Source organism: Streptomyces sp. NPDC002640, assembly GCF_053592575.1.
Genome location: NZ_JBSFVZ010000028.1, coordinates 14,624 through 38,621, shown reverse-complemented (window position 1 = coordinate 38,621; position 23,998 = coordinate 14,624). Strand labels below are relative to the sequence as shown.

Sequence of the window (23,998 nt, the reverse complement as noted above, 5' to 3'; positions counted from 1 at the left end):
TGGGCCGGGGGGGGGGGGGGGGGGGGGGGGCCCCCCCGCCCCCGGCCGGGGGGGGGGGGGCGGGCCGCCCGGGGCCCCCCCCCCCGCCCCGCCGTCGTCGTATGTGTCCGGGGTCCGCCGTGCCCGGCCGCACCGGGAGACCGTCGCGCCGGGAGGTCGTCGCGTCAGGACAGGCGGGTCGGAGGGAGGAAGTCGCGGACGTACTCGCGGACCCAGTACGCCCCGGTCCCGCGGCGCTCGGCGCGGGTGGCGAAGCGGTAGCGGAACAGCCGGGCGCGGATCCAGCGAGGGGGCGCCTCGGGTGGGAACGGGGCCCGGCGCAGCAGCCTCAGGGTGGGCCGGTCGCCCTCGAGGAGCTTCTCCACCAGCGCCGTGAACCAGCGGGCCGGCACGGGGGACAGGGCCAGGAACCACATCAGCCAGTCGAGCCGCAGGTGGTACGGCGCGAACTGCCGCGGGCGCCGCCGCACGTCCCCCGGCTTGCCCTTGAACTCGTAGGCGCGCCAGTCGGAGTCCTCGCGCGGCCGCTCGTCGGACGTGCCCTCGACCACCACCTCGTGCCGGACCCGGGTCACGCTGCCGAACGCCCCGTAGGTGTTGACCAGGTGGAGCGGATCGAAGGAACGGTTCATCGCCTGGCGGCGCGACAGCAGGTTGCGCGCGGGCCTGCGGCTCAGCCACAGCAGCAGCGCGGCCACGGTGAGAACGGTGATCACATACCAGAGCGGTGCTCCGGACGGAGGCCGGGCCGGCGGTCCGGTGTCCCACGGCCACCGGACCGCCGGCAGCGCAATCACCACCGTCAGCCAGTTCAGCCAGGAGAAGTTCCCCGAGGCGATCAGCCAGAGCTGGGTGACCACCATCAGCGCGGCCGCCCAGGAGGCCACCGGCTGCGGCGTGAACAGCAGGAAGGGCACGACCAGCTGGGTGACGTGGTTGGCGGCCGCCTCGGCCCGGTGCAGCGGCTTCGGCAGGAGGTGGAACAACCGGCTGAGCGGCCCGGGCATCGGCTGGGTCTCGTGGTGGTGGTACAGGCAGGTGAGATCACGCCAGCACGCGTCGCCGCGCATCTTGATCAGCCCGGCGCCGAACTCCAGGCGGAACAGCAGCCAGCGCAGCAGGAGCAGCACCACCAGCGGGGGCGCCACCTCGTCGTTGCCCAGGAACACCGCGAGGAACCCGGTCTCCAGCAGCAGCGACTCCCAGCCGAAGCCGTACCAGGTCTGCCCGACGTTCACGACCGACAGGTACAGCACCCACGGCACCAGCCACAGCAGCAGCGACGCCCACAGCGGCACCAGGTCCGCCACCCCCGCGAGCAGCGCCGCGGACACCGCGCAGCCCGCCCAGGAGCAGGCGGCGAAGAGGCGGTCGGAGAAGACGGGGCGGCCGGAGAGGCGGAGGCGGAACAGCGTGGGCGCCTGCCGCCACGTCGTCCGCTCCAGGAACCGCGGGGCCGGCGTCAGCCCCCGCTCCCCGATCAGCGGCCGGAACTGCAGGGCGGCGCAGAGGAAGGCGACCAGGTAGACGGCGGCCAGACCCCGCTGGAAGACCAGCCGGCCCGTCCAGTACTCGGGTGCGGTGAACCACTCCACGACCTCGGCACTCCTCCCCGGCGACCCCGCGCGGCCGCCGACCGTGACGCCCGTCTCCGTTTGCGTGACCGCCCGGAACCCGGCAGACAATGGTGACGAAGTGCCCCGAACCGCGTGGGAGGACACCGTGCGCGCACCGATCAGAGTCGCCGTCGTCGCCTGCGCCGTCCCCCTCGCCCTGCTGGGGGCGTCGCCGGCCGGGGAGCGCCCCGGCCCCACGGGCACGCGGGAGGATGCGCGGACGGTCGACGGGATCGTCGAGGGCGGCACCGTGTCGGAGGTGACGCCAGGCCGGGTCGCCGTCCTCGACGCAGACGGCGCGGACAGCGTCTTCGGCAGTCCCACCGACGTCTTCGGTGACTGAGGAGGACCGCCGCCGCAGCCCCCGAGAGGCGGACGACGAGTCGAGCAAACCGGCAAATGCTGGCAAAGTGGACTCCATGGCTGATGGGGACACCGCGGGCACCTCACTCCCGGAGGGGTGGCCCGACAGTCCGTATCCCATCCTGGCGCTCAACCGCATGGGCACCTTCGACTGGGACCTGGAGACCAGCCGGTTCTACATGGACGCCCAGGCCCACGAGATCTTCGACATCCTCCCCGAGGAGTTCGACGGCACCACCGGCAGCCTGGCCTCCCGGGTGCCCCCGGGGGAGGGGGTCCGCCTCGACGAGGCCGTCAACCGCGCCGTCAAGGAGGGCTCCGAGAACTACGGTGCCTACTTCCGCGTCCGCCGCCGGGACGGCACCCTGCGCTGGACCCACACCCAGGGATACCTGCGGCGCGACGAGAACGGGGTGCCCCGGCGCGTCGTCGGCATCGTCCGCGACGCCACCCAGGAGCTGCGCGAGAGCGAGGCCCGGCTCGAGCAGGCGGTCGAGGACGAGGCACGGCGCCGCCAGACCGACGTCGTCCAGTCCCTGACCGCCGCCCTGTCCGCGGCCAGGACCGTGCGCGACGTCTCCCGGGTCCTCGGCGAGGCCCACCAGCGCACGCCACTGGGCGTCTCCCTCGTCGTCCTGGGCCTGGTCGAGGGCGACCGCATCGTCCTGGTCACCGAGGAGCCCCAGGACGCCGTCCCCGGCACCCGCATCACCCGGCTGGACGAGCCGTACCCGATGAGCGACGTGGTCCGCACCCTCAGACCCCGCTACATCGAGTCGGCCAAGGAGTTCGCGGTCCACTACCCGATGCTCTGGAGCCAGTTGGTGCACCTGCAGATCACCTCGGCCGCCTACCTCCCGCTGATCGCCGAGGGCAAGGCGATCGGCGCCGCGGGCCTGCTCTACAGCGGCCGCCGCGGCTTCACCCCCGGGGACCGCGCGCTGCTCGGCGCGCTCGCCGGCAGCCTCGCCCAGAGCCTGCAGCGCGCCATGTTCTACGAGCAGCAGATGGACCTCGCACAGGGCCTCCAGCAGGCCATGCTGCCCCGCACCATCCCCAGCGTGCCCGGCGCCGACATCGCCGTCCGCTACCGATCGCCCGCCGCCGGACGCGACATCGGCGGCGACTGGTACGACCTGATCCCGCTCCCCGGCGGCCGGGTCGGCGCCGTGATCGGCGACGTCCAGGGCCACGACACCCACGCCGCCGCCGTCATGGGCCAGCTGCGCATCGTGCTGCGCGCCTACGCCACCGAGGGGCACACACCGGGCACCGTGATGGCCCGCGCCTCGGTCTTCCTCCACGAACTCGACACCGACCGGTTCGCCACCTGCCTGTACGCCGAGATCGACCCCACCACCGGCGTGGTCCGGATCGTGCGCGCCGGCCACCTCGACCCGATCCTGCGCGGCGGCGACGGCACCTGCCGCCGGCTCCCCGTCGAGGGCGGCCTGCCGCTGGGCCTGTCCGCCGAGTTCGGCGCCCTCACCTACCCCGTCACCACCTTCGAGCTCACCACCCTCCAGACCCTGGTCCTGTGCACCGACGGCCTGGTCGAGATGCCGGGGGACGACCTCTCCGAAGGCATGCGGGAACTGATGGACTACATCGCCCAGTGCCCGGACGACGTCCGCGGCCTCGCCGACGCCCTGATCGAGAGGGCCGACAGCCGGGGCGGCGACGACGACGTGGCCCTGCTGCTGCTGCGCCGCAGGGGCCCCGGCCGCCTCAGGACCGGCGGCCAGCTCAGGCAGCAGGTCGTCCCCGGCGACCCGGACGCGCTGGCCGAGACCCGCCACATGATCCGCGCCGCGGTCCGGGCCTGGGGCACCGTCGAGCGGGCCGACGAGATCGAACTCGCGGCGGACGAACTGATCACCAACGCCCTGATGCACACCGAGGGGTGCGCCACGGTCACCCTGCGGGTGCTGCTCGGGCCGCAGCGGCTGCTGCGCATCGAGGTGGAGGACAGCTCGAGCGCCCTCCCGCACCTCAGGGATCCCGACCCGGTGGGCATGCACGGACGAGGGCTGATGCTGGTCGACCTGCTCGCCGACAGCTGGGGCGTCGAGGCCCGCGGCGGCGGCAAGTGTGTCTGGTGCGAGTTCACCATGGTGCCCTCCGCCCCCGGGTCCGACGACGGCCCGGACCCCGGCGGGGCGTGACCCGGCGGGGCGTGACGGGGCAGCGAGTGACCGGGCGGGGAAAGACCCGGCGGGGAGGGACCCGCGGCCGCCGCGGGCGGCCGTGCCCGCGCCGTGGCAGGCTGGGGGTATGCCCGAACTGCCGGAGGTCGAGGCCCTCAGGGGCTTCCTGCAGGAGCATCTGGTCGGGCGGGAGTTCGCCCGCGTCCTCCCCCTCGCCGTCAGCGTCCTGAAGACGTACGATCCGTCGCCCACCGCCCTGGAGGGGCGCACGGTGACCGCCGTGCACCGGCACGGCAAGTTCCTGGACGTCGCCACGGCCGACGACGGGCCGCGTCTGGTGATGCACCTGGCGCGGGCCGGCTGGCTCCGCTGGCTCGACGGCGTCCCCGCCACCCCGCCGCGCCCCGGCAAGGGCCCGCTCGCCCTGCGCGCGGTGCTGGACGACGGGCAGGGCTTCGACCTCACCGAGGCGGGCACCCAGAAGCGCCTCGCCGTCTACGTCGTCCACGACCCCGGCCAGGTGCCCGGCGTCGCCCGTCTGGGCCCCGATCCGCTGGCCGACGACTTCGACGAGGCCCGGTTCACGGAGTTGCTGCGGGGCGAGCGGCGGCAGCTCAAGGGGGCCCTGCGCGACCAGGGCCTGATCGCCGGGGTGGGCAACGCCTACAGCGACGAGATCCTGCACGCGGCCAGGATGTCGCCGTTCAAGCTCACCGACACGCTGACGCCCGAGGACACCCACCGGCTCTACGAGGCGCTGCGCACCACGCTCCTCGAGGCCGTGGAACGCTCCCGCGGGGTCGCCGCCGGGCGGCTGAAGGCGGAGAAGAAGAGCGGGATGCGGGTCCACGGACGGACCGGCCAACCCTGCCCGGTGTGCGGCGACACCGTCCGCGAGGTGGCGTTCAGCGACTCCTCGCTGCAGTACTGCCCCACCTGCCAGACCGGGGGCCGCCCGCTGGCCGACCGCCGCCTGTCACGGCTCCTCAAGTAGCGGGGCGGCAGGCGCCCCCCGCCTCGCGCCCCCCTCGCGCCCAGGGCGGGCGCCCCGCCGGCTCGCGCCGTGGCGTCCCGCCCCGGCCTCGCTCCCGGCCTCGCGCCCCGCTCAGAACAGGTGGATGGCCAGGTGCCCCAGGGGCAGCCCGAGCTGCCAGGCCGGGGTCCAGCGCTGCGGACCGTCCTCCCCGGGCACCGGACCGCCGCCCGGCACCGCGTCCAGGTCGGGGGCGAGCAGTTCCGTCTCCTCCAGCCAGCGCCAGGCCGCCAGCGCCAGCCGCAGGTCCGGGCCCGGCCGGGCCCCGTTCGCCCGCGCCTCGGCGGTGAGCCGGTCCAGCCGCTCGCGGACCCAGTCCTGCCACGGCTGGTCGTAGGCGGTCAGCGAACGCCAGGTCTCCAGCCGGGTGACCACCTGGACGCCGTTCAGCTCGTCCTCCAGGTCGGAGAGGAACACCGTCAGCGCCAGCGCGTCCCGCCCCGCCCGGTACTCGAACGAGGTCGGCGGCATCAGGTCCCCGGACCGCAGCAGCTCGTCGGCGATGTACTCGGCGTACAGCCACGCCATCGGAACCGTCAGCCGATCCGGCTCCGGGCGGTCGTGTCCTCTGTCCAGCATGCCTGCCTGCCTTCCCTCCGGTGGGCGCGCGCCCGCCCGACCCCGCTCCCTCCGTCCGGAACGAGCCGATGGGGACAGCCGATTACTCAACCATGGTCATCGGCAAGGCGCTTTAAGAAGGCTTGACCCGCCCCCGAGTTTCAGCGCAGGTCCGGCGCGTACCCCGGCAGGATCCTGCGCAGGGCCCGCAGCCCGTAGTAGGCACGGGACTTGACGGTCCCCGGCGGTATGCCGAGGGCGGTCGCGGCCTCCGCGACGCTCGCCCCCCGGAAGTACACCAGCACCAGGACGTCGCGGTGCTCGGGGGACAGCCGCCGCACGGCCTCCCGGACGTCCAGCGTCGCCGCCGAACGCTCCGCGTGGTCGGCGCAGACCCGCGCGTTCTCCAGCACGGCGTCGCCCACCTCGGCGGGGCGCGCCTGCCGGGCCCGCCGCGCGTCGATGGCGAGCCGTCGGGCCACCGTCATCAGCCAGGGGCGCACGGAGTCGAAGGCGTCGTCGTGCAGCGCCTCGGGGTTCTGCCAGGCCCGTACCAGGGTCTCCTGGACCAGGTCCTCGGCACGCTGCCGGTCGCCCTCGCAGAGCCTGAGCAGCAGGGCGAACAGGGGCCGCCCGTGCTCGCGCTGGAGACGGGCCAGCTCGTGCTCGGCGGTCGTCGCTCGGGTGATGGTGGTTCCGGCCGTCATGGCTCGTATGCCACCCCAGGACGCGGCGGTGAAACAGTCCGCGCGCGCGGATCTGCGGCGGACGGTCGAACGCGTCGGCGAGCGGTGCGACGAACGGTCGCCCGGCGGTCCAGGACGACACGCCGGTCCCGTGCTCCGCAAGGGTGCAATCACGCCACTCGGTGCCCACCCGGGATGCGGCGACCGTTGCGCCGCGCGACTGATTAATCATGAAAATGGACCGATTGCTGACCCGGAGGGGCGCGTTGATCGCCGGAGCCTCCGCCTTCGCGGCGGCGGGCACGGCGGGCCTCACGTCCCTCCTCTCCACCGAGTCCCCCTCCGCCGAGGCCGCCGGCGGCGCGTCCGGCCGGGCCGCGGGCGCGCCGGGCGCCCCCGGCGGAGCACGTTCGTCCGTGTCCACCTCCTACCGCCTCAGCCCGGTGGCCGGCTTCGCCCCGCCCGCCACCCGGCCCGCCCGCACGCCCGTGCGCGACGAACCGTTCCTGCGGGTCGGCGGCCTCGGCCGCACCGTCGTCCTCACCTTCGACGACGGCCCCGACCCCCGCTACACCCCGCAGGTCCTCAAGACCCTGCGCGAGCACCGGATCCACGCCATGTTCTTCGTCTGCGGCAACATGGCCAAGGCCAACCCGGACCTGGTCAGGCAGATGACCGACGAGGGCCACGTGATCGGCAACCACACCTGGTCGCACCCGCTGCTCACCCGCCTCTCCCGTTCCGCGGTCCGCAGCGAGATGGAGCGCACCAGCGAGGTCGTCGAGAAGACCTGCGGCGCCCGTCCCGCCTGGTTCCGCGCCCCCTACGGCGCCTGGAACCGGGACGCCTACCGCTTCGGCGCGGAACTGGGCATGGAACCGATGGCCTGGACCGTCGACACCCTCGACTGGCGCGCCCCGGGCGTCGGCGCCATCACCGCCACGGTGGAGAAGCAGGCCTCGCCCGGCGCGGTGGTGCTCTCCCACGACGCCGGCGGCAACCGCACCCAGAGCGTCCAGGCCCTGCGGCGCTACCTGCCGCGCCTCCTCGACGAGGGCTACCACATCGCGGTACCGCGACGCCGGGCCGTCTGAGAGGAAAGGCGTCGCGAAAAGGCGGTGGGCCCGTACGAGTCGGAACTCGTACGGGCCCACCGATTTCGGGGTGCGGGGAATTGTCAATGGGTCTCGATCATGCGGGCGAACACCACCACGTTGCCCGCGTAACCGTCCTGCGGGGAATAGCCGCCGCCGCAGGTGATGACCCGCAGTTCGGGTGTCCCCGTGGAGCCGTAGACGCGTTCCCCGGGGAAGTTGTTCTTGTCGTAGACCTCGATGCCGTAGACCTCGAAGACCGCGAGCTTTCCGTCCTTGCGCAGGACCTCGACCTTGTTGCCCTGCTTGAGGGCGCCCAGGCCGTAGAAGACCGCCGGGCCCTGCGCGTTGTCGACGTGACCCACCATCACGGCGGTGCCCTTCTCGCCGGGCGTCACCGCGCCGGTGAACCAGCCGGCCAGGTTGGGGTCCTCCGGGGGCGGGGCGGCGACCCAGCCGTCGGGGTCCAGGCCCACCGGGACGACGGGGGCGTCCACCTGGATCGCCTGGATCCGCACCCGGTCCACCTCGGAGGCCGGCAGCGGGGCGGCCGCTCCGGGGAAGGCCTGCGGCCGGACCTGGGCGTCGGCTGCGGCCACCGAGGTGGGCTGCGGAGGACCGGTGTCGAACTCCCCGGACCCGTTCCTGATGAGCGCGAGGCCGGTGAGGAGCACCAGCGCTATCACGCCCCAGGGCGCGCGCCGCCTCGGCCTCTCCTCCTCTTCCGCCAGTTCGGACGCAGACATCTTCGCCATTCCCCTCTCGACGCGGCCGTCGCCGTGTCTGTCGCGATGGCAGAACGCTAAGGGCCGTGCGCGGAACCGGCATCGGGGCGGAGGCGAACGGGTGGCGCGGTATCGCGCCGGTGCGCCATCCGAGTCGGTGGTGGAGAAAATATCCGGCCCACCGTGACCTGCGACGATGAGGCATTCGGTGTTTCTCCCCGGCGTGTCGGCTCACCAGGACGGCGGAAGGCCGAAATGCGGCGGGAGACCGGTCGTCCGAGGGTCTGACTGGGAGGCGCTTTCTCGCCGATCGACCGGGGACGGGTCCCGGGGCGTCTTCCGCGGAGGAACTCATGCGTACTCGTGCCCTGGCGGTCTCGGCCGCCGCGTTCGCCGCCATCGGGCTCGCTGCCCCGACGGCCGGCGCATGGTCCGACCCCACCAGTATCCAGGTCAGCCCCAGCACCATCGCCCCCGGCGGGCAGCTGACCGTCACCGTGGAGGGGAGCTCCTGCCGGATGCCGGGGTCCACCGTGTCCTCGCCGGTCTTCCCGTCCACGCCGCTCAGCCCGGTCAGCGGCAGCAGCAGCAAGTCCAAGGCCACCGTGCGGGTCAACAGCAACGCCACCGCCGGGTCGCACAGCATCACCGCGCACTGCGGCGAGGGCAAGACCCTCACCCGCTCCAACGCGTTCACCGTCCTCGGCGGTGTCCGCGGTGGTCTCGGCGGCAGCTCCCTGACCGGCGCGACGCCCACCGACATCGCCATCGGCGGCGGGCTGGTCGCCGCCGCGGCCCTCGGCGGCGGGTTCTTCTGGATGCGCCGTCGCGCGGAGAGCCGTATCTGATTCCGTCCAGCGTTCCGGGGAGCGTCGCACGCGTCGGCGTCCCGTCCCACGCCCCCTCGGGGCCCGGGGCGGGACGCCGTTCCCGTGTCCGCCGGCCCGCGGCGCCCCGAGCTCATGCCCGGGGTGCGCCACCGGAGGCGGAGTCGCCGCCGGAGCCCGTGTCCGCCGCGGTGGCGGGCCGGGTCAGACGGTAGGCGGCGCCCAGCGCGCCGGTCACCAGCAGCGCGCCCAGCCCCAGGTCGCCCAGGTCGAAGCCGGCGACCGTCCCGCCGTCGCCGGCGTGCGAACCGTGCTCCGGAGGACCCGGCGGGACGTGCGCCGCGGGGGGCGGGGGAGTGGTGGCCGGCGACGCGCTCGCCTCGGGGCGGGCCGTGCGGTCCGTGCGGTCCGTGCGGTCCGGGACCGGCGCCGGACGGGTCGGCCGGACGGTCGGCCCGGGCGGGGCCGAGCGCACCCTGAGCTCCGTCACCCCCGTCTCCCGCCCGCAGCGGAACGAGACCTGGTGGACCGTGCCGGGACGCGCGTCCGCGTCCACCCGGGCACGGGCCGTCGTCGTGCCCCGGGGCAGGGTGACGGTGGGGAAGAGACCCGAGGAGACCTGCGCCGCGTGCCGGCAGCCGTCCACCGAGACGGTGACCCGGCCGCCCGGCGCCACCGCCTCCGGGGCCACGGCGAACGAGAACGAGGTGCCGCCGTCCTCCCGGTCCTCCCCGGCCGCGAACACGACGACGGGCGTGACCGCGGTGGCGGTCACGCCCAGGAGCACGGCCGATGCGACGCGTATGACGCCCGTGACGCTCATGACGCCCTCCGGTTCTGCGCTGCGGGCCGCGGACCTGCTCCACGGCCCTGCCTGCGCAGCACGCTAGGAACGGCGCGCCGCCGCCGCGATCCCGCTCGGGCGAACGGGTGACACCGCTGGGCCGGACGGGTGTTCCCGCGCCCCCACGGGTGTGGGAACGGGAACACCGGACGGCCGTGCGACGCCTCGCCCAGGCAGCTGGACCTCCTGGACGAGTACTGGGTCGGGTGCGAGATCCCGTGCGCGAACGAAGGCGCGGAGGGTCCCCTGCCGGCCGACGTATGGCGGGACGGTGCTGGGCGCCACCAAGCCGGTGACGCTCCCGCCCACCACCCTCGCCGCAGACGGCACCTTCGCCCTCACCGACCGCGCCACCATCCGCGGCTCCACCACCCGCACCGCGTCGTTCGCCGGTGACGACCTCCACCTGCCGGCCAGTACCAGCATCGGGGTCCACCTCCGCCGACGCCCGCTCCCCGGGGGCCCGGGACCGCTCGAGGTCGCCGGCCTATGCCGCTGCCCGGTCTCGCACCAGGTCGTGGATGATCGCGGCGAGGTCGGCGGGCCGGGTCATGGGGACGTTGTGGTTCGAGCTGACGTCGGTCAGCCGGCGGCCAGGGGCGGCATCGACGACGGCACGCACGTCGTCGCGCCGCGAGGCGTAGAAACCATGCTCGGCCAGCACCATCGTCATCGGACAAGTGACGCGGTCGTACACCTCGATGCTCGGGAAGACATCCGCGTCGGGCTCCACGGCGGTGACAGCCGCGATCTCCTCGACGGCCGGACGCCGTACCCACCGGTGGCCGCGGCGCAGGAAGGAGCGCCGCGTGACCTCCTCGACCAGTTCGTGCCGTGCTCCGGCGTTGAGCCAGTCCGTCGTGGCCTCCCGCACGCACTGCTCCACGTAGGCGTGCATCTGGTCGTCGTTCGCTTCCCAGCCGTAGCGGAACATCGTCCGCAAGCGGTCCGTCGCCTCGGTGGTCCGGGCAGCGGCGTGCTCGGAGAGTGACGCGGTACGGTCGTCGAGCACCATGCCGTCCACGACGCAGAGGGCAGCCGGTTCCACGAGGCCACTGGCAGCGGCGGCCGTCACCGCGTACCCGCCGGTGGAATGGCCCACCAGTACGGGGCGGTCCCAGCCCAGCGAGGCGACGACGCCCGCGATGTCTCGCCAGTACTGCTCGGGGCCGCTGGAGCCGAGCCGGGTCTGTCCATGGCCACGCAGGTCGATGGCGATCGGACGACACTCGCTCACCAGACGGGATGCCACGTCCGCCCAGGCGGCGGCGTTGTGTCCGGTGCCGTGGACGAGCAGCACCCCCTCACCCTGACCACCGAAGTCCACACCTGCGAGGACGCCGTCCACGACGGGGAGTTCGATCTCCGTTCCGATGACCACTGACCACTGCACCTACCCTGACGACCGGGGACCGGGGGACCGGGCGCGACATTACGCGCTCCGCAATCGGTCACCTTTCCGCGGTGCGGGACGTCAGGGAAGTGATGCCGTCGTCCGAAGGGTCTGTGGTCGTGAATGCACCTGAGTTTCTTGCCATGCGGTTCGAGGAGCACCGGCCGCACCTTCGGGCGGTGGCGTATCGCATGCTCGGCTCCCTGGCCGAGGCGGACGACGCGATCCAGGAGACCTGGCTGCGCCTGACGGGCTCGGACGACCGCCGGATCGACAACCTCGGGGGCTGGCTGACGACGGTGGTCGGCCGCATCTGCCTGGACATGCTGCGGGCCCGCAAGCGGCGCGGCGAGGAGCCGCTGGAGGAACGGCTGCCCGATCCGGTGATCAGCCGGGAGGACGGGGCCGATCCCGAGCAGGAGGCGCTGCTGGCGGACTCGGTGGGGCTGGCTCTGCTGGTGGTGCTGGAGTCGCTCAGTCCGGCCGAGCGGCTGGCGTTCGTGTTGCACGACCTGTTCGGGCTGTCGTTCGAGGAGATCGCACCGGTCGTCGACCGCACGCCCGCGACGGCGAAGAAGCTGGCCAGCCGGGCGCGGCTGCGGGTTCGCGGCACGACGCCGCCCCCGGATCCGGACCGTGCCGACCAGCGCCGGGTGGTGGACGCCTTCCTGACCGCGGCCCGTGGCGGCGACTTCGACGCGCTCCTCGCCCTTCTCGATCCGGACGTCGTGCTGCGCGCGGACGGCGGGGCTCTCACCGGTGGTCTGCGGACGATCAGGGGCGCTGCCGCGGTGGCGGGCCGGCTGGACACCTTCCGGCGGATGGCCACGTCCGCCACCATCCGACCGGCACTCGTCAACGGCATGGCCGGACTGGTCAACACCCTGGACGGGCAGCCGCTGTCCGTCATGAGCTTCACCGTCGCCGGCGGCAGGATCGCCGCCATCGACATCCTGTCCGACCCCGCACGCCTGACCGACCTCGACCTCACGTCCGCCGAGGACTGACCTAGGGCCTGTCCGGCGGATCATGCACGTGGGTCGCGGGGCCTGGCACGCGCTCCCCCAAGCTCTCGGCTTCGCTCGAGCAGGGCGGGGCGCCCATGGCCCCGCTCAAGCGGCGTGTGAAGCGAACCCGGCGGCGAGAACGGCATGATCCGCCGGACAGGCCCTAACCCGCTGCCGGCCCCCGTCCCGAAGACCGCGCGTCTTCGGGACGGGGGTCCGTGTCGTCGGCGGGTGTGCGGGACAGCGCCTTCCGGTGCCGTCGCCGCCGAAGCCATGGAACGCCGGGGCGCCGGGGCGGCCGGCTCGACAGCCCGGCGGTCCGCCGTGCGGCACGGGTCCCGCCACCGGCCGAAAAACTCCGCGCAGGCCGGTCACCTTCACGCCGCGGGCGTCGTCAGGACAGTGAAGGCAGCCGATGAAACGGGCCCGGACGACAGCCCGCACCGACGAAGGGACACCGACCATGACCACGACGACCAACAGCCTCGACACCCTCACCTCCCGCTTCTCCGACCCGCAGCAGATGGTCCCCGAACTCGGGGACGTCAGCACCGCCCTCTTCAAGATCATCGGAAACGGGGCGGTGCCCCGGAGCACGGTCACCCTCGTCCACCTGCGGGCCGGGCAGCTCGCCGAGAACACCTACCTGACCGTGATGCACACCGCGAACGCCCGCCGCGCGGGCGTCGCGGAGGAGAAGATCGCCGCCGTCGCCTCCTGGAAGGACGCCCCCTACTTCACCCCGGCCGAGCGGGTGGCGCTGGAACTGGTGGAAGCCGTCCTCACGCCCGGCGGGCACGGCGAGCGGGTCCCCGACGAGCTGTACGCGCGCGCGGTCGAGCACTACGACGACAGGGCGATGGCCACCCTCGCCATGGTGATCGGGCAGGTCAACTTCTTCATCCCCCTCGCGCTGATCGGCAAGCCCCTGCCCGGCGTCTCCATGGTCGAGCAGTGGCGCACCGCCACGACCGACTGACTCACGCACCATGCCGACGCGGGCCCGGTACGCCACCCAGGGCGAGCAGGGCCCGCGTGGGCACCGCCTCCCGACATCACACGATCACACGCCGCACGAAGGAGCAGGTCCCGTCATGAGCGCACCCGAAACCAGCCCGCCCCCGCTCACCCACGTCGTATCGCCCCGTCCCGCCCCCGCCACCGGCCCCATGTCCCCAGCCGCCGGTCGCGCGCTCTGGCACGGCGCCTGGACCGCCTCCGTGATGCGCCCCTCCGCCGCGCCGTGGTTCGAGACCTGGGCCGAGCAGGGCTTCACCGACCAGTCGCTCCGTCAGACCGTCCGCGTCCACACCGGCGGCACCCAGGTCAGGATCCGCCTCTCGAACGCCTACGGCCGCACACCCCTGAGGCTCACCGGCGCCGGCATCGGCCGCACCGCCGGCCCGGCGGCCGTGCAGCCGAACACCGTGCGCACCCTGCGCTTCGACGGCTCCACCTCCACGGTGATCCCCGCCGGCGGGCGGGCCGTCAGCGACCCGGTCACGCTGCCCACCGAACCGTTCGACGAGCTCACCGTCACCCTGTACTTCAAGGAGGCCACCGGGCCGGCCACCTACCACCAGCTGTCCATGACCACCACCTACCGCGCCGCGGGCGACCACCACCGCGACCCGGCCGCCACCGCCTACACCGAAGCCGTCCAGCCCGCCTACGGATCCTGGTACTACCTCGAAGGCATCGAGACCGCCGGCCCACATCCCCTGCCCCGCGCAGTCGTCACCTTCGGTGACTCCATCACCGACGGATTCGGCGCCATCATCGACGGCCACGACCGCTACCCCGACCTCCTCGCCGAACGCCTGCTCACCACCGGCCGCCCCCGCCCGGTCCTCAACGCCGGCATCGGCTCCAACAAGCTCCTCACCGACTCCCCGCTCGGCGGCGACGCCGGCCTCGCACGGTTCACCCGGGACGTCCTCGACCAGCCCCGCGTCGGCACGGTCCTCGTACTCATCGGCATCAACGACATCCAGCGGTCCGACGACCCGGCGGCGAGCAGCACCGACACCCACACACCCCCGGTCACCGCCCGGCAGCTGATCGACGGGCACCGCGCACTGATCCGCGCCGCCCGTACCCGCGGCGTCCGGGCCGTCGGTGCCACCCTCACTCCCTATCGGGGCGCGGCAGGCTGGACGCTCGCAGGCGAAGCGATCCGCGGCCAGGTCAACCAGTGGATCAGCAACAGCGCCGCCTACGACGCCGTCGTCGACTTCGCCCGCGCGCTGGACCCGGACGACACCGGCCGCATCCGCGACGACCTGCACATCGGCGACCACCTCCACCCCAACCCGGCCGGATACCGCGCCATGGCCGACGCCATCGACCTCGCCGTCCTGGAACAGTGAACCGGCGCCCCACCGGCCGACCGGCAGCGGAAGCAGGAGCTGCGGTCACCGAGGCTCTGTCCGGGGCGAACAGCCCCCGGGTGCCTCCCGCGGCCAGGCCGGCGGACTTCGGGTACCGGCTCGGGCATGGGCCGGTGGACTGGACGCTCCGCATGGCCGCTTGGCTCGTCGACTCGACAGACCGGAGCCGCGGGAGTCGGCTGCGGCCTACCTGAGCGGGCTGACAGCCCTGCTGCAGCGGAAGAACGGCTGAACATGGCGACGGACCATCGCTCCAGAGCGGTTCGTCGGGCATCAGTCACCGACAACGGTGGAAACACCGGAGCCGGACGACTCATGCCCGACCGACGACGAAACTCCGACTCAGGTCATGAGGCGGCGACGCCCGGGAACAAGGCCGTGAAGGCCCCCGCGTCCACGTCCATGCCCCGGCTGAACGGCGCGTCGAAGTCCCACACCAGGAACAGCAGGAACGCGATCAGCGCCGAGAACAGCCCGGCCAGCACCAACTCCCGTGCCGTGCGCCGGATCTGCAGGGCGAAGACCATGCCGATGGTGACCATGGCCCCGGTGATCAGCCCGAACCACACCACGCCCGGCATCGTCGCCTCGGTGGCGTCCTCGCGGGCCCCCCGCGCCTGGTCCACCAGGGTCACCTGGTCCAGCAGCGGCTGGTAGGCCTGCGCCTCGAAGTCCGAGCCGGGCTGGTAGTCGGTCAGGTCGTGCCGGAGCCGCGCCAGCAGGCGGGCGCCCTGCTCGGTGAGCTCACCCTGGTCGGCCATCACCTTCCACTCGGTGTTCACCACGTGCCCGACGTAGGCGTGCACGTCCTCCCGGATCAGCTCGCGGACCTCGACGGGGTACGGCCGGACCCGCTCGGAGATCTCGTGCAGGGCCATCGCCTCCGCCCGCACATGGTCCTGCGCGGCGCTGCGCGCCTCCCAGACACCGGCGATCGCCAGGCCCAGGACGATCGCGTAGACCACGCCGATCATCATCGTCATGTACTCGATCACGTCCGGGGTGTCGTCCGGGTCGTCGTCCTCGCGCGCGGTGCGCTCCCGGATGACGGCCACCACGACGACCACGGCGCACGCCGCGGCCATCGCGAGGGCGAGTACGAGCCAGCTCGGCAAGAAGTCCTCCTGAGAATGGGGGTCGCGGCGGCCTGACGGCGCGTCACCGCGGACGGAGCGCGGCCACGGCGATCACCGCGGGCGCCGTGATCAGCAGCGCGAGGGACACCAGCGACCGGCGGGGCCGCGGTGGCAGCGAGGGAGCGGCCGCCCGGCGGACCGGATAGGCGACGGGCTCGGCCGAGGGGGCCACGGACCGCTCGGGCTCCGGCCGCGGCGCCGGCTCCGGCGGCGCGGGCCGGACCGGGGCGGGAGCGGGCGGGGGAGTGCGGACCGGAGCCGGCCTGGGCGGGGCGGGCGCCGCCGGGGCGGCCGCGGGCGGATCCGGTACGGGCGGCGGAGGCGGGGGCTCGGGCGCCGGCTCCGGCGGAGGGGGAGGCGGGGGAGGCGGGGGAGGCGTCGGGGTGGGCGTCGGGGTGGGGCACCGCCCGGCCTGCGCCCACGCACCGTCGCCGTCGAGGCGGGCCACCGCGTCCCCGGCCGCGGCCGTCATGCCGTCGGGTCCCATGACGGCGACCGGCGCGCCCGACGGCAGGGCGAAGGACTCCGTCGGCGGCACCGGGCCGACGCCCACCACCCCCGAGCCGGTGACGACGCCCGCCGCGAGCCCGCCCGGGCCGGACGACGCGTAGGCGCAGCCGTCCGCGGCGGCGGCCGTCGGCCACCCCGGGCCGGCGAGCCAGACGACCGCGGCGGCGGTCAACGCCCGTGTGGCGCGGACGAGATGATTCCGTGTAGGTCTCTCCACGGGAGTGATCATCGTCACGTCTGTCCGGCGCTACGCCGGAAGTGTCACCGGTTGCTTCGATCGGGTGGATATGGCGGCGCGAAGTTGCCGACATGTCCGTCGAATCCACCAGCGCGAGTATCCAGGCCTGATCGCTATCGGATGGTCAATTTCCGTTTCTGCTCGCATGGTTGGGTGGTTGATCAGTAGCCTCACCTCGACCCTCGGCCGTCTACTCCCGGAGTCCCAGATGAACTGTCCTGCCCGTGCGTCGCGGAGCGTCGACGGGGGCCGGCCGGCATGACGGGCGTCCCGGACACGCCGACGGAGAAGCTGGACCGGTTCACCGCCGCGTGGAGCCGTGCCCTGCTGTCCGAGGCCCCACCCGAGGCCCGCCCCGAGGCCCCGCCCGAGGCGGTGCGCGTGCTGAGAGCCGGACTGCTGCCGGCCGCCCGCGGACTGCGGGAGGCGTTGCACGCCCGCACGCCCGACGCGTCGGCGGGACGGGCGGCGGGTGCCGCTCTGGTCGCCGCGGGCCGGGTGGACCCGGAGGCGGTGGGCCGCACCCTGGAGTGCCTGGACTCCCACGCGGTGTGCTGCCTCGGCCACGACGGCGCCGACCCGGCCGTGCTGCGGGCCCGCGCCGTACGGGTGGGCGCCGCGCTGGCCACCGGGTTCGCCGAGGCCCTGCGCGACCGCACGAGGACCGAGCAGCGGGCCGTGGCGCGGGCGGCGCTGGGCGCCCAGGCCCAGCTCAACGAGGCGGCCACCCAGGCGCTGCACGAGAGCGAGGCGCGGTTCCGCGCCGTCTTCGAGGGCGCGGCCACCGGCATCTGGATCGCTGGCCCCGACTCCACGATCCTCCAGGTCAACGCCGCCATGACCCGCATGTTCGGCGGCGCCGGGGACGCCCTGCTGGGCCGCCGGTTCACCGAGCTGACGCACCCGGAGGACGGCGCCCAGATCTGGCGGCTGCACGGCGACCTGGTCGACGGGTCGCGCGAGCACTACCGCGTGGAGAAGGCCTTCACCCGCCCCGACGGCACCGTGCTGTGGACCAACCTCACCGTCTCCCTGCTGCGGGACGCCGACGGCCGCCCCCAGTACCAGCTCGCGCTGATGGAGGACACCACCGAGCGCCGCCTGCTCAACCTCCGCCTGCGCTACGAGGCCACCCACGACGCCCTCACCGGCCTGCCCAACCGGACCCTGTTCTTCGAACGGCTGGAGAAGGCCGTGGCGGCGGGGGACGGCCAGCGCTTCGGGCTCTGCTACCTGGACCTCGACGGCTTCAAGACGGTCAACGACAGCCTCGGCCACCAGGCCGGTGACCGGCTCCTGGTCGAGGTCGCGGACCGGCTGCAGGCCTGCGCCACCGCGCCCGGCGAGATGGTGGCCCGCCTCGGCGGCGACGAGTTCGTCGCCCTCACCACCGGCCCCGACACCCGGCGCGGCGTCGACGAGCTGGCCGAGCGGATCATGAACGCGCTGGCCACCCCGGTGCGCATCGACGGCCGGGAGCTGGCCGTGCGCGGCTCCATCGGCATCGTCGAGGGCCCGGCCGGGGAGCGAGGCGCGGCCGAGGTGCTGCGCAGCGCCGACATCACCATGTACCGGGCGAAGTCCGCCGGCGGCAACCGGTACGAGGTCGCCGATCCCGAGGCCGACGCCCGCGCCATCTGCCGCCACGGACTCACCACCGCGCTGCCCGCCGCCCTGGAGAACGGCGAGTTCTTCATCGAGTACCAGCCCCTGGTGCGCCTACAGGACGGCAGCGTGGGCGGCGCCGAGGCGCTGGTGCGCTGGCTGCACCCCCGGCAGGGCGTGGTGGGGCCCGACCGGTTCATCCCGCTCGCCGAGCGGACCGGGCTGATCGTCCCGCTGGGCCGCTGGGTGCTGGAGCAGGCCGTGCGGCAGGCCCGTGAGTGGAGCGGCGCCCTGCGCGTCAACGTCAACCTCTCGCCCTGCCAGCTCACCGACCCCGGCCTGGTGCGGGACACCGCCCGGATCCTGGAGGACGCCGGGCTGCCGCCCGAGGCGCTCTGCCTGGAGATCACCGAGTCGGCGCTGGTCGGCGCGGAGGACGAGGTCCTGCGGCCCCTGCGCATGCTGAGCGAGATGGGTGTGGAGATCGCCCTCGACGACTTCGGCACCGGGTACTCCAACCTGGCCGGCCTGCGACGGCTGCCGGTGAGCGTGCTGAAGCTGGACCGGTCCTTCACCCGCGGCATCCGCACCTCGCCGGCCGACCCGGTGGACGTCAAGATCGTCGAGGGGGTGGTGCGGCTGGCCCGGAACCTCGGGCTGTCCGTCACCGTCGAGGGCGTGGAGACGGCGGCCCAGGCCGACCGGCTGCGCAAGCTGGGCTGCGACACCGCCCAGGGCTGGTACTACGCCCGCCCGGGCCCGCCCGAGCGGCTCCACGACCTCGCCCTGGCCGACGCCTGCTGAGGCGGGGCGGCGCACGGCGCCCGCGGCACCTGCTGCGTCGTGCGCGCATCGGGCGCACCCTGGAAGGAGGACATCCAGGAGGTGAGACACCATGCTGCACACCGCAGTGGGATGGCACGTCGAGCTGGAATTCAAGGAGGACGACACCCGCACCCGGGCCGCCGCGCTGGTCCGGCTGCCCGACGGCAGTGAGATCCGGGGCCACGGCCACGCCAGCCGGCACGACTCCGACGCCAATCAGCCGAGAGTGGGCGAGGAGGTCGCCGGCGCCAGGGCGCTGAACGACATCGCCCTGCAGCTCCTCGACAAGGCGCACCGGGAGATCGACGCCGCGGCCGGCCGCCCCTCCCACCCGATCTCGGTCTGACCCGCGCCGCCGCCCGCCCGCCGCCCCGGGGCGGTGCCGTGTCATCGCCCGGCGCCCGCCGCGACACCGCGCACCAGCAGCGGGCGGCGGCGTGTCACGGCACCGGGCACCGGCAGCGGGCCGCGGGCGGCGGCGTGTCACAGCACCGCGGCGCGCGGCGCACGGAGCCCCGCCGCCCGGCCCGGCACGAGCGGCGTCACCGCTCCACCAGCATGCGCTGCAGCTCCCGCGCGGCCCGCGGCGGCGCCACGTCGCTGCGGTGCGCCAGCGCCACGGCCCGCGACAGCCCGGGCGCCGCCAGCGGGGTCACCCGCAGCCCGGCCCGCGCCGCCACCATCCGCGGAACCACCGCCACCCCGAGCCCGGCACGGACGAAGCCGAGCACGGCGTCCATCTCGCCCCCCTCGACCGCGAACTCCGGCTCGAACCCCTCCGCCCGGCACGCCGCCACCGTCAGCTCGCGCAGGTCATACCCGTGGCGGAACATCACCAGCCGCTCCCCCTCCAGATCGGCGATCCGCACCCGCCGCGTCCGGCCCCGCCCGTGTCCCGGCGCCGGGGTCTCCGGCGAGGACACCACCACCAGCTCCTCCCGCAGCAGCTCCACCGTGGTCAGCGCCGGCGACGGGGTCCGCAGCGGCAGCACCACCAGCGCCAGGTCCAGCGCGCCGCGCGCCAGCTCCCGCACCAGGTCGTGCGAACCGCCCTCCTCGATCACCAGCTGCACCCCCGGGTAGCGGTCGTGGAAGGCACGCAGCACGTCCGGCAGCAGTCCCGTGCAGAGGCTGGGCGTGGCCCCCAGCCGCACCCGACCGCGCCGCAGCTGCGCCACCTCCTGCACCTCCTGGCGGGCCGTCTCGGCGTCCGCCAGGATCCGCCGCGCCAGCGGGAGCAGCGTCTCCCCGGCGTCCGTCAGGGTGATGTTCCCGCGCGCCCTGGAGAACAGATCGGCCCCCAACTCCCGCTCCAGCGACTTGATCTGCTGGGAGAGCGAGGGCTGGGCGACATGGACCAGTTCCGCCGCACGGGTGAAGTGACGGGTCTCGGCGACCGCCACGAAATAGCGCAGTTGCTGCAGGTGCATGCCGCGATGATAGGTCCGGATAGGTGCTGACTATGGAAACCAGGCGCATCATGTCTTGGACCGATCGACCCAGGCGGTCGTACCTTCACTGCATGGCTCTGGCAACGCGGACGGGCCGACGGCCGTCCAGGACACAAGCGGTGTGGCGGTCGACCGTCGGCAAGAAGGCCGTGATGGCGGTCAGCGGCCTGATCATGCTGCTGTACCTGGTCGCCCACATGATCGGCAACCTGAAGGTCTTCTTCGGCCCCACGGAGTTCAACGAGTACGGCCACTGGATCCGTACCGTCGGCGAGCCCTTCATGCACTACGAGTGGACCCTGTGGATCATCCGGGTTGTGCTGGTGGTCGCGGTCGTCGCCCACGCCACGGCCGCCTACCAGCTGAGCCGCCGCGACATCAAGGCGCGCCCGGCCAGGTACGTCCACACCAAACGCCGCGCGAGCTACGCCACCCGGACCATGCGCTGGGGCGGCGTCATCCTCGGCCTCTTCATCGTCTGGCACATCCTGGACCTCACCACCGGCCACGTCCACGCCGGCGGCTTCCAGGAGGGCCACCCGTACCAGAACGTGGTGGACTCCTTCTCCACCTGGTACGGCAACGTGATCTACATCGTCGCCATGCTGGCCCTCGGCCTGCACATCCGGCACGGATTCTGGAGCGCCGCCCAGACCCTCGGCGCCGGCGCCCGCGGCCGCAGCCGGATCTTCAAGGCGGCCGCCAACGTTCTCGCACTGCTGCTCACGGCCGGTTTCATCGCCGTCCCCGTGGGCGTCATGACCGGACTGGTGAGCTGACATGTCCTACATCCGCCACACCACCGGCGAGCCCCTCGCCGACACCAAGGCGCCCGCCGGCCCGGTGAACGAGCGCTGGGACCGCCGCCGCTTCGAGGCCAAGCTGGTCAACCCGGCCAACCGGCGCAAGCACACCGTGATCGTCGTCGGCACCGGCCTGGCCGGCGGCTCGGCCGGCGCCACCCTCGCCGAACAGGGCTACAAGGTCGTCCAGTTCTGCTTCCAGGACTCCCCGCGCCGCGCCCACTCGGTGGCCGCCCAGGGCGGCATCAACGCCGCCAAGAACTACCGCAACGACGGCGACTCGATCCACCGCCTCTTCTACGACACGGTCAAGGGCGGCGACTTCCGCGCCCGCGAGTCCAACGTCCATCGCCTCGCCCAGATCTCCGTGGAGATCATCGACCAGTGCGTCGCCCAGGGCGTGCCCTTCGCCCGCGAGTACGGCGGCCTGCTCGACAACCGCTCCTTCGGCGGCGTCCAGGTCTCCCGCACCTTCTACGCCCGCGGACAGACCGGCCAGCAGCTCCTGCTCGGCGCCTACCAGGCGCTCTCCCGGCAGGTCGCCGCGGGCAACATCGAGCTCCACCCGCGCACCGAGATGCTCGACCTGATCGTGGTCGACGGCCGCGCCCGCGGCATCGTCGCCCGCGACCTCGTCACCGGCCGGATCGACACCTACTTCGCGGACGCGGTCGTCCTCGCCACCGGCGGCTACGGCAACGTCTTCTACCTGTCGACCAACGCCATGAACTCCAACGCGACCGCGATCTGGCGGGCGCACCGGCGCGGCGCCTGGTTCGCCAACCCCTGCTTCACCCAGATCCACCCCACCTGCATCCCGCGCACCGGCGACCACCAGTCCAAGCTCACCCTGATGAGCGAGTCGCTGCGCAACGACGGCCGCATCTGGGTGCCCAGGGCCCAGGGCGACGACCGGCCGCCGAACGAGATCCCCGAGGACGAGCGCGACTACTACCTGGAGCGCATCTACCCCTCCTTCGGCAACCTCGTCCCCCGTGACATCGCCTCCCGCGCCGCCAAGAACGTCTGCGACGAGGGCAGGGGAGTGGGCCCCGGCGGCCAGGGCGTCTACCTCGACTTCGCCGACGCCATCCGCCGGATGGGGCGCAAGAAGGTCGAGGAGAAGTACGGCAACCTCTTCGAGATGTACGAGCGGATCACCGCGGAGAACCCCTACGAGGTCCCCATGCGGATCTACCCCGCCGTGCACTACACGATGGGCGGCCTGTGGGTCGACTACGACCTGCAGACCACCGTGCCCGGCCTCTTCGCCATCGGCGAGGCCAACTTCTCCGACCACGGTGCCAACCGCCTCGGCGCCTCCGCCCTGATGCAGGGCCTGGCCGACGGCTACTTCGTGCTGCCGGCCACCATCAACGACTACCTGGCCCGCAACCCCCACACCGGCGACGTCACCGCGGACCACCCCGCCGCCCGCGAGGTGGTCGCGGAGACCGAGGACCGCCTGCGGCGGCTGCTCGCCGTCGACGGGGACCGCACCCCGGACTCCTTCCACCGCGAACTCGGCGAACTCATGTGGGAGTTCTGCGGCATGGCGCGCACCGAGAGCGGACTGCTCAAGGCGCTCGAGCGGATCCCGCAGATCCGCGAGGAGTTCTGGCGGCGGATCAAGGTCCCCGGCACCGGCGAGGAGTTCAACCAGTCCCTGGAGAAGGCGAACCGCATCGTCGACTACCTGGAACTGGCCGAGCTGATGTGCCTGGACGCCCTGCACCGCGCCGAGTCCTGCGGCGGCCACTTCCGGGAGGAGTCCCAGACCCCCGACGGCGAGGCCGCCCGCAGGGACGACGAGTTCTCCTACGCCGCCGCCTGGGAGTTCACCGGCACCGGCACGGCGCCCGTGCTGCACAAGGAAGACCTGGTCTTCGAGTACGTCCACCCCACCCAGCGGAGCTACGCATGAGGCTCACCCTGCGCGTCTGGCGGCAGCGGAACGCCGCCGACCGAGGCGCCATGTCCACGTACCAGGTGGACGGCATCTCCCCGGACATGTCCTTCCTGGAGATGCTCGACACCCTCAACGAGAAGCTGATCACCGAGGGCGAGGACCCGGTCGCCTTCGACCACGACTGCCGCGAAGGCATCTGCGGCGCCTGCTCGCTGGTCATCAACGGCGACGCCCACGGGCCGGAACGCACCACCACCTGCCAGCTCCACATGAGGTCCTTCCGGGACGGCGACGTCATCGACATCGAGCCCTGGCGCGCCGCGGCCTTCCCGGTGATCAAGGACCTGGTGGTCGACCGCTCGGCCTTCGACCGGATCGTCCAGTCCGGCGGCTACATCACCGCCCCGACCGGCGCCGCCCCCGAGGCGCACGCCACGCCGGTGCCCAAGCCGGACGCCGACTACGCCTTCGAGCACGCCGAGTGCATCGGCTGCGGGGCGTGCGTCGCGGCCTGCCCCAACGGCGCGGCCATGCTGTTCACCTCTGCCAAGGTCAACCACCTGAACGTGCTCCCGCAGGGCGCCCCCGAGCGGGAGACCCGGGTGCTGGACATGGTGGAGCAGATGGACGCCGAAGGCTTCGGCGGCTGCACCCTCGCGGGGGAGTGCGCCACGGTCTGCCCCAAGGGCATCCCCCTGTCCTCCATCACCGACATGAACCGCGAGTGGCTGCGGGCCACGGCGAAGGGGTCGCGGCGGTAGGCCGCACAAGGACGTTCGCCGACGAGGTGCGGACGGGCGGGGCCGGTGTGGTGCTCATTCCGGCCCCGCCAAGCATG

Annotated in this window: 22 protein-coding genes; 13 read left to right on the top strand and 9 right to left on the bottom strand. The window is 73.4% G+C overall.

Going from position 1 to position 23,998, the window contains the following annotated elements:
* Nucleotides 1–164: 164 nt before the first annotated feature.
* The gene (locus ACWD3O_RS29155) at nucleotides 165–1,595 is read right to left on the bottom strand and encodes a lipase maturation factor family protein (protein WP_451417970.1); all 1,431 of its coding nucleotides are present in this window, start codon (nucleotides 1,593–1,595) and stop codon (nucleotides 165–167) included.
* A gap of 127 nt (nucleotides 1,596–1,722) precedes the next feature.
* Between ACWD3O_RS29155 and ACWD3O_RS29150 the strand changes: the two genes are divergently transcribed.
* The 3 genes from ACWD3O_RS29150 to ACWD3O_RS29140 all read left to right on the top strand — a co-directional run bounded on the left by ACWD3O_RS29150 (nucleotide 1,723) and on the right by ACWD3O_RS29140 (nucleotide 5,120).
* Nucleotides 1,723–1,959, top strand: coding sequence for a hypothetical protein (locus ACWD3O_RS29150; RefSeq protein ID WP_451417969.1), 237 nt, complete (start codon nucleotides 1,723–1,725; stop codon nucleotides 1,957–1,959).
* 76 nt (nucleotides 1,960–2,035) lie between these two features.
* Entirely contained in the window at nucleotides 2,036–4,144 is a 2,109-nt protein-coding gene (locus tag ACWD3O_RS29145) for a SpoIIE family protein phosphatase (RefSeq protein WP_451417968.1), read from the top strand.
* 109 nt (nucleotides 4,145–4,253) lie between these two features.
* Nucleotides 4,254–5,120: an Fpg/Nei family DNA glycosylase gene (locus ACWD3O_RS29140; RefSeq protein ID WP_451417967.1), complete on the top strand. Its 867-nt coding sequence runs from the start codon at nucleotides 4,254–4,256 to the stop codon at nucleotides 5,118–5,120.
* Between the two features lie 111 nt (nucleotides 5,121–5,231).
* Here ACWD3O_RS29140 and ACWD3O_RS29135 read toward each other — a convergent pair whose 3' ends face one another.
* Nucleotides 5,232–5,738 carry a hypothetical protein gene (locus ACWD3O_RS29135; protein WP_451417966.1) on the bottom strand — a complete coding sequence of 169 codons (507 nt, stop codon included), beginning with the start codon at nucleotides 5,736–5,738 and terminating at the stop codon, nucleotides 5,232–5,234.
* Between the two features lie 140 nt (nucleotides 5,739–5,878).
* Nucleotides 5,879–6,424, bottom strand: coding sequence for a sigma-70 family RNA polymerase sigma factor (locus ACWD3O_RS29130; RefSeq protein ID WP_451413702.1), 546 nt, complete (start codon nucleotides 6,422–6,424; stop codon nucleotides 5,879–5,881).
* A gap of 209 nt (nucleotides 6,425–6,633) precedes the next feature.
* On the opposite strand from ACWD3O_RS29130, the gene ACWD3O_RS29125 reads away from it, so the two are divergent.
* Nucleotides 6,634–7,497 carry a polysaccharide deacetylase family protein gene (locus ACWD3O_RS29125; RefSeq protein WP_451417965.1) on the top strand — a complete coding sequence of 288 codons (864 nt, stop codon included), beginning with the start codon at nucleotides 6,634–6,636 and terminating at the stop codon, nucleotides 7,495–7,497.
* Between the two features lie 83 nt (nucleotides 7,498–7,580).
* Here ACWD3O_RS29125 and ACWD3O_RS29120 read toward each other — a convergent pair whose 3' ends face one another.
* The gene (locus ACWD3O_RS29120) at nucleotides 7,581–8,243 is read right to left on the bottom strand and encodes a class F sortase (RefSeq protein ID WP_451413700.1); all 663 of its coding nucleotides are present in this window, start codon (nucleotides 8,241–8,243) and stop codon (nucleotides 7,581–7,583) included.
* 332 nt (nucleotides 8,244–8,575) lie between these two features.
* Here ACWD3O_RS29120 and ACWD3O_RS29115 point away from each other — a divergent pair, with 332 nt between their 5' ends.
* Nucleotides 8,576–9,070: a hypothetical protein gene (locus tag ACWD3O_RS29115; protein WP_356132954.1), complete on the top strand. Its 495-nt coding sequence runs from the start codon at nucleotides 8,576–8,578 to the stop codon at nucleotides 9,068–9,070.
* Between the two features lie 112 nt (nucleotides 9,071–9,182).
* On the opposite strand, the gene ACWD3O_RS29110 is transcribed toward ACWD3O_RS29115, so the two are convergent.
* Entirely contained in the window at nucleotides 9,183–9,872 is a 690-nt protein-coding gene (locus ACWD3O_RS29110) for a hypothetical protein (RefSeq protein WP_451417964.1), read from the bottom strand.
* A gap of 508 nt (nucleotides 9,873–10,380) precedes the next feature.
* Nucleotides 10,381–11,274, bottom strand: a complete 894-nt coding sequence (locus ACWD3O_RS29105) for an alpha/beta fold hydrolase (protein WP_451417963.1) — start codon at nucleotides 11,272–11,274, stop codon at nucleotides 10,381–10,383.
* A gap of 104 nt (nucleotides 11,275–11,378) precedes the next feature.
* Between ACWD3O_RS29105 and ACWD3O_RS29100 the strand changes: the two genes are divergently transcribed.
* From ACWD3O_RS29100 to ACWD3O_RS29090, 3 genes are all read left to right on the top strand, one after another.
* The gene (locus ACWD3O_RS29100; protein ID WP_451417962.1) at nucleotides 11,379–12,293 is read left to right on the top strand and encodes a sigma-70 family RNA polymerase sigma factor; all 915 of its coding nucleotides are present in this window, start codon (nucleotides 11,379–11,381) and stop codon (nucleotides 12,291–12,293) included.
* Nucleotides 12,294–12,756: 463 nt separating this feature from the next.
* Nucleotides 12,757–13,272 carry a carboxymuconolactone decarboxylase family protein gene (locus ACWD3O_RS29095; protein ID WP_451417961.1) on the top strand — a complete coding sequence of 172 codons (516 nt, stop codon included), beginning with the start codon at nucleotides 12,757–12,759 and terminating at the stop codon, nucleotides 13,270–13,272.
* Nucleotides 13,273–13,387: 115 nt separating this feature from the next.
* Entirely contained in the window at nucleotides 13,388–14,662 is a 1,275-nt protein-coding gene (locus ACWD3O_RS29090; protein ID WP_451417960.1) for an SGNH/GDSL hydrolase family protein, read from the top strand.
* Between the two features lie 368 nt (nucleotides 14,663–15,030).
* On the opposite strand, the gene ACWD3O_RS29085 is transcribed toward ACWD3O_RS29090, so the two are convergent.
* Nucleotides 15,031–15,798, bottom strand: coding sequence for a bestrophin-like domain (locus tag ACWD3O_RS29085; RefSeq protein ID WP_451413692.1), 768 nt, complete (start codon nucleotides 15,796–15,798; stop codon nucleotides 15,031–15,033).
* A 43-nt stretch (nucleotides 15,799–15,841) separates the two neighbouring features.
* Nucleotides 15,842–16,546: a hypothetical protein gene (locus ACWD3O_RS29080; protein ID WP_451417959.1), complete on the bottom strand. Its 705-nt coding sequence runs from the start codon at nucleotides 16,544–16,546 to the stop codon at nucleotides 15,842–15,844.
* A 279-nt stretch (nucleotides 16,547–16,825) separates the two neighbouring features.
* On the opposite strand from ACWD3O_RS29080, the gene ACWD3O_RS29075 reads away from it, so the two are divergent.
* Together ACWD3O_RS29075 and ACWD3O_RS29070 are read left to right on the top strand one after the other, a co-directional pair.
* Nucleotides 16,826–18,976 (top strand): putative bifunctional diguanylate cyclase/phosphodiesterase, encoded by a 2,151-nt coding sequence (locus ACWD3O_RS29075; RefSeq protein WP_451417958.1) that lies wholly within the window; start codon nucleotides 16,826–16,828, stop codon nucleotides 18,974–18,976.
* 91 nt (nucleotides 18,977–19,067) lie between these two features.
* A complete protein-coding gene (locus ACWD3O_RS29070) occupies nucleotides 19,068–19,343 on the top strand; it encodes a DUF1876 domain-containing protein (protein ID WP_451413689.1) in 276 nt (91 codons plus the stop codon).
* 196 nt (nucleotides 19,344–19,539) lie between these two features.
* Here the strand turns inward: ACWD3O_RS29070 and ACWD3O_RS29065 are convergent, their stop codons facing one another.
* A complete protein-coding gene (locus ACWD3O_RS29065; RefSeq protein ID WP_451413688.1) occupies nucleotides 19,540–20,427 on the bottom strand; it encodes a LysR family transcriptional regulator in 888 nt (295 codons plus the stop codon).
* A gap of 92 nt (nucleotides 20,428–20,519) precedes the next feature.
* On the opposite strand from ACWD3O_RS29065, the gene ACWD3O_RS29060 reads away from it, so the two are divergent.
* The 3 genes from ACWD3O_RS29060 to ACWD3O_RS29050 are packed head-to-tail and all read left to right on the top strand — an operon-like array spanning nucleotide 20,520 to nucleotide 23,921.
* The gene (locus ACWD3O_RS29060; RefSeq protein WP_451413687.1) at nucleotides 20,520–21,227 is read left to right on the top strand and encodes a succinate dehydrogenase; all 708 of its coding nucleotides are present in this window, start codon (nucleotides 20,520–20,522) and stop codon (nucleotides 21,225–21,227) included.
* Between the two features lies 1 nt (nucleotide 21,228).
* On the top strand, nucleotides 21,229–23,175 hold the full coding sequence (locus tag ACWD3O_RS29055) for a fumarate reductase/succinate dehydrogenase flavoprotein subunit (RefSeq protein ID WP_451417957.1): 1,947 nt from the start codon (nucleotides 21,229–21,231) through the stop codon (nucleotides 23,173–23,175).
* Entirely contained in the window at nucleotides 23,172–23,921 is a 750-nt protein-coding gene (locus ACWD3O_RS29050; protein WP_451413685.1) for a succinate dehydrogenase/fumarate reductase iron-sulfur subunit, read from the top strand. The genes ACWD3O_RS29055 and ACWD3O_RS29050 overlap by 4 nt, the downstream gene beginning before the upstream one ends.
* Nucleotides 23,922–23,998: the final 77 nt, after the last annotated feature.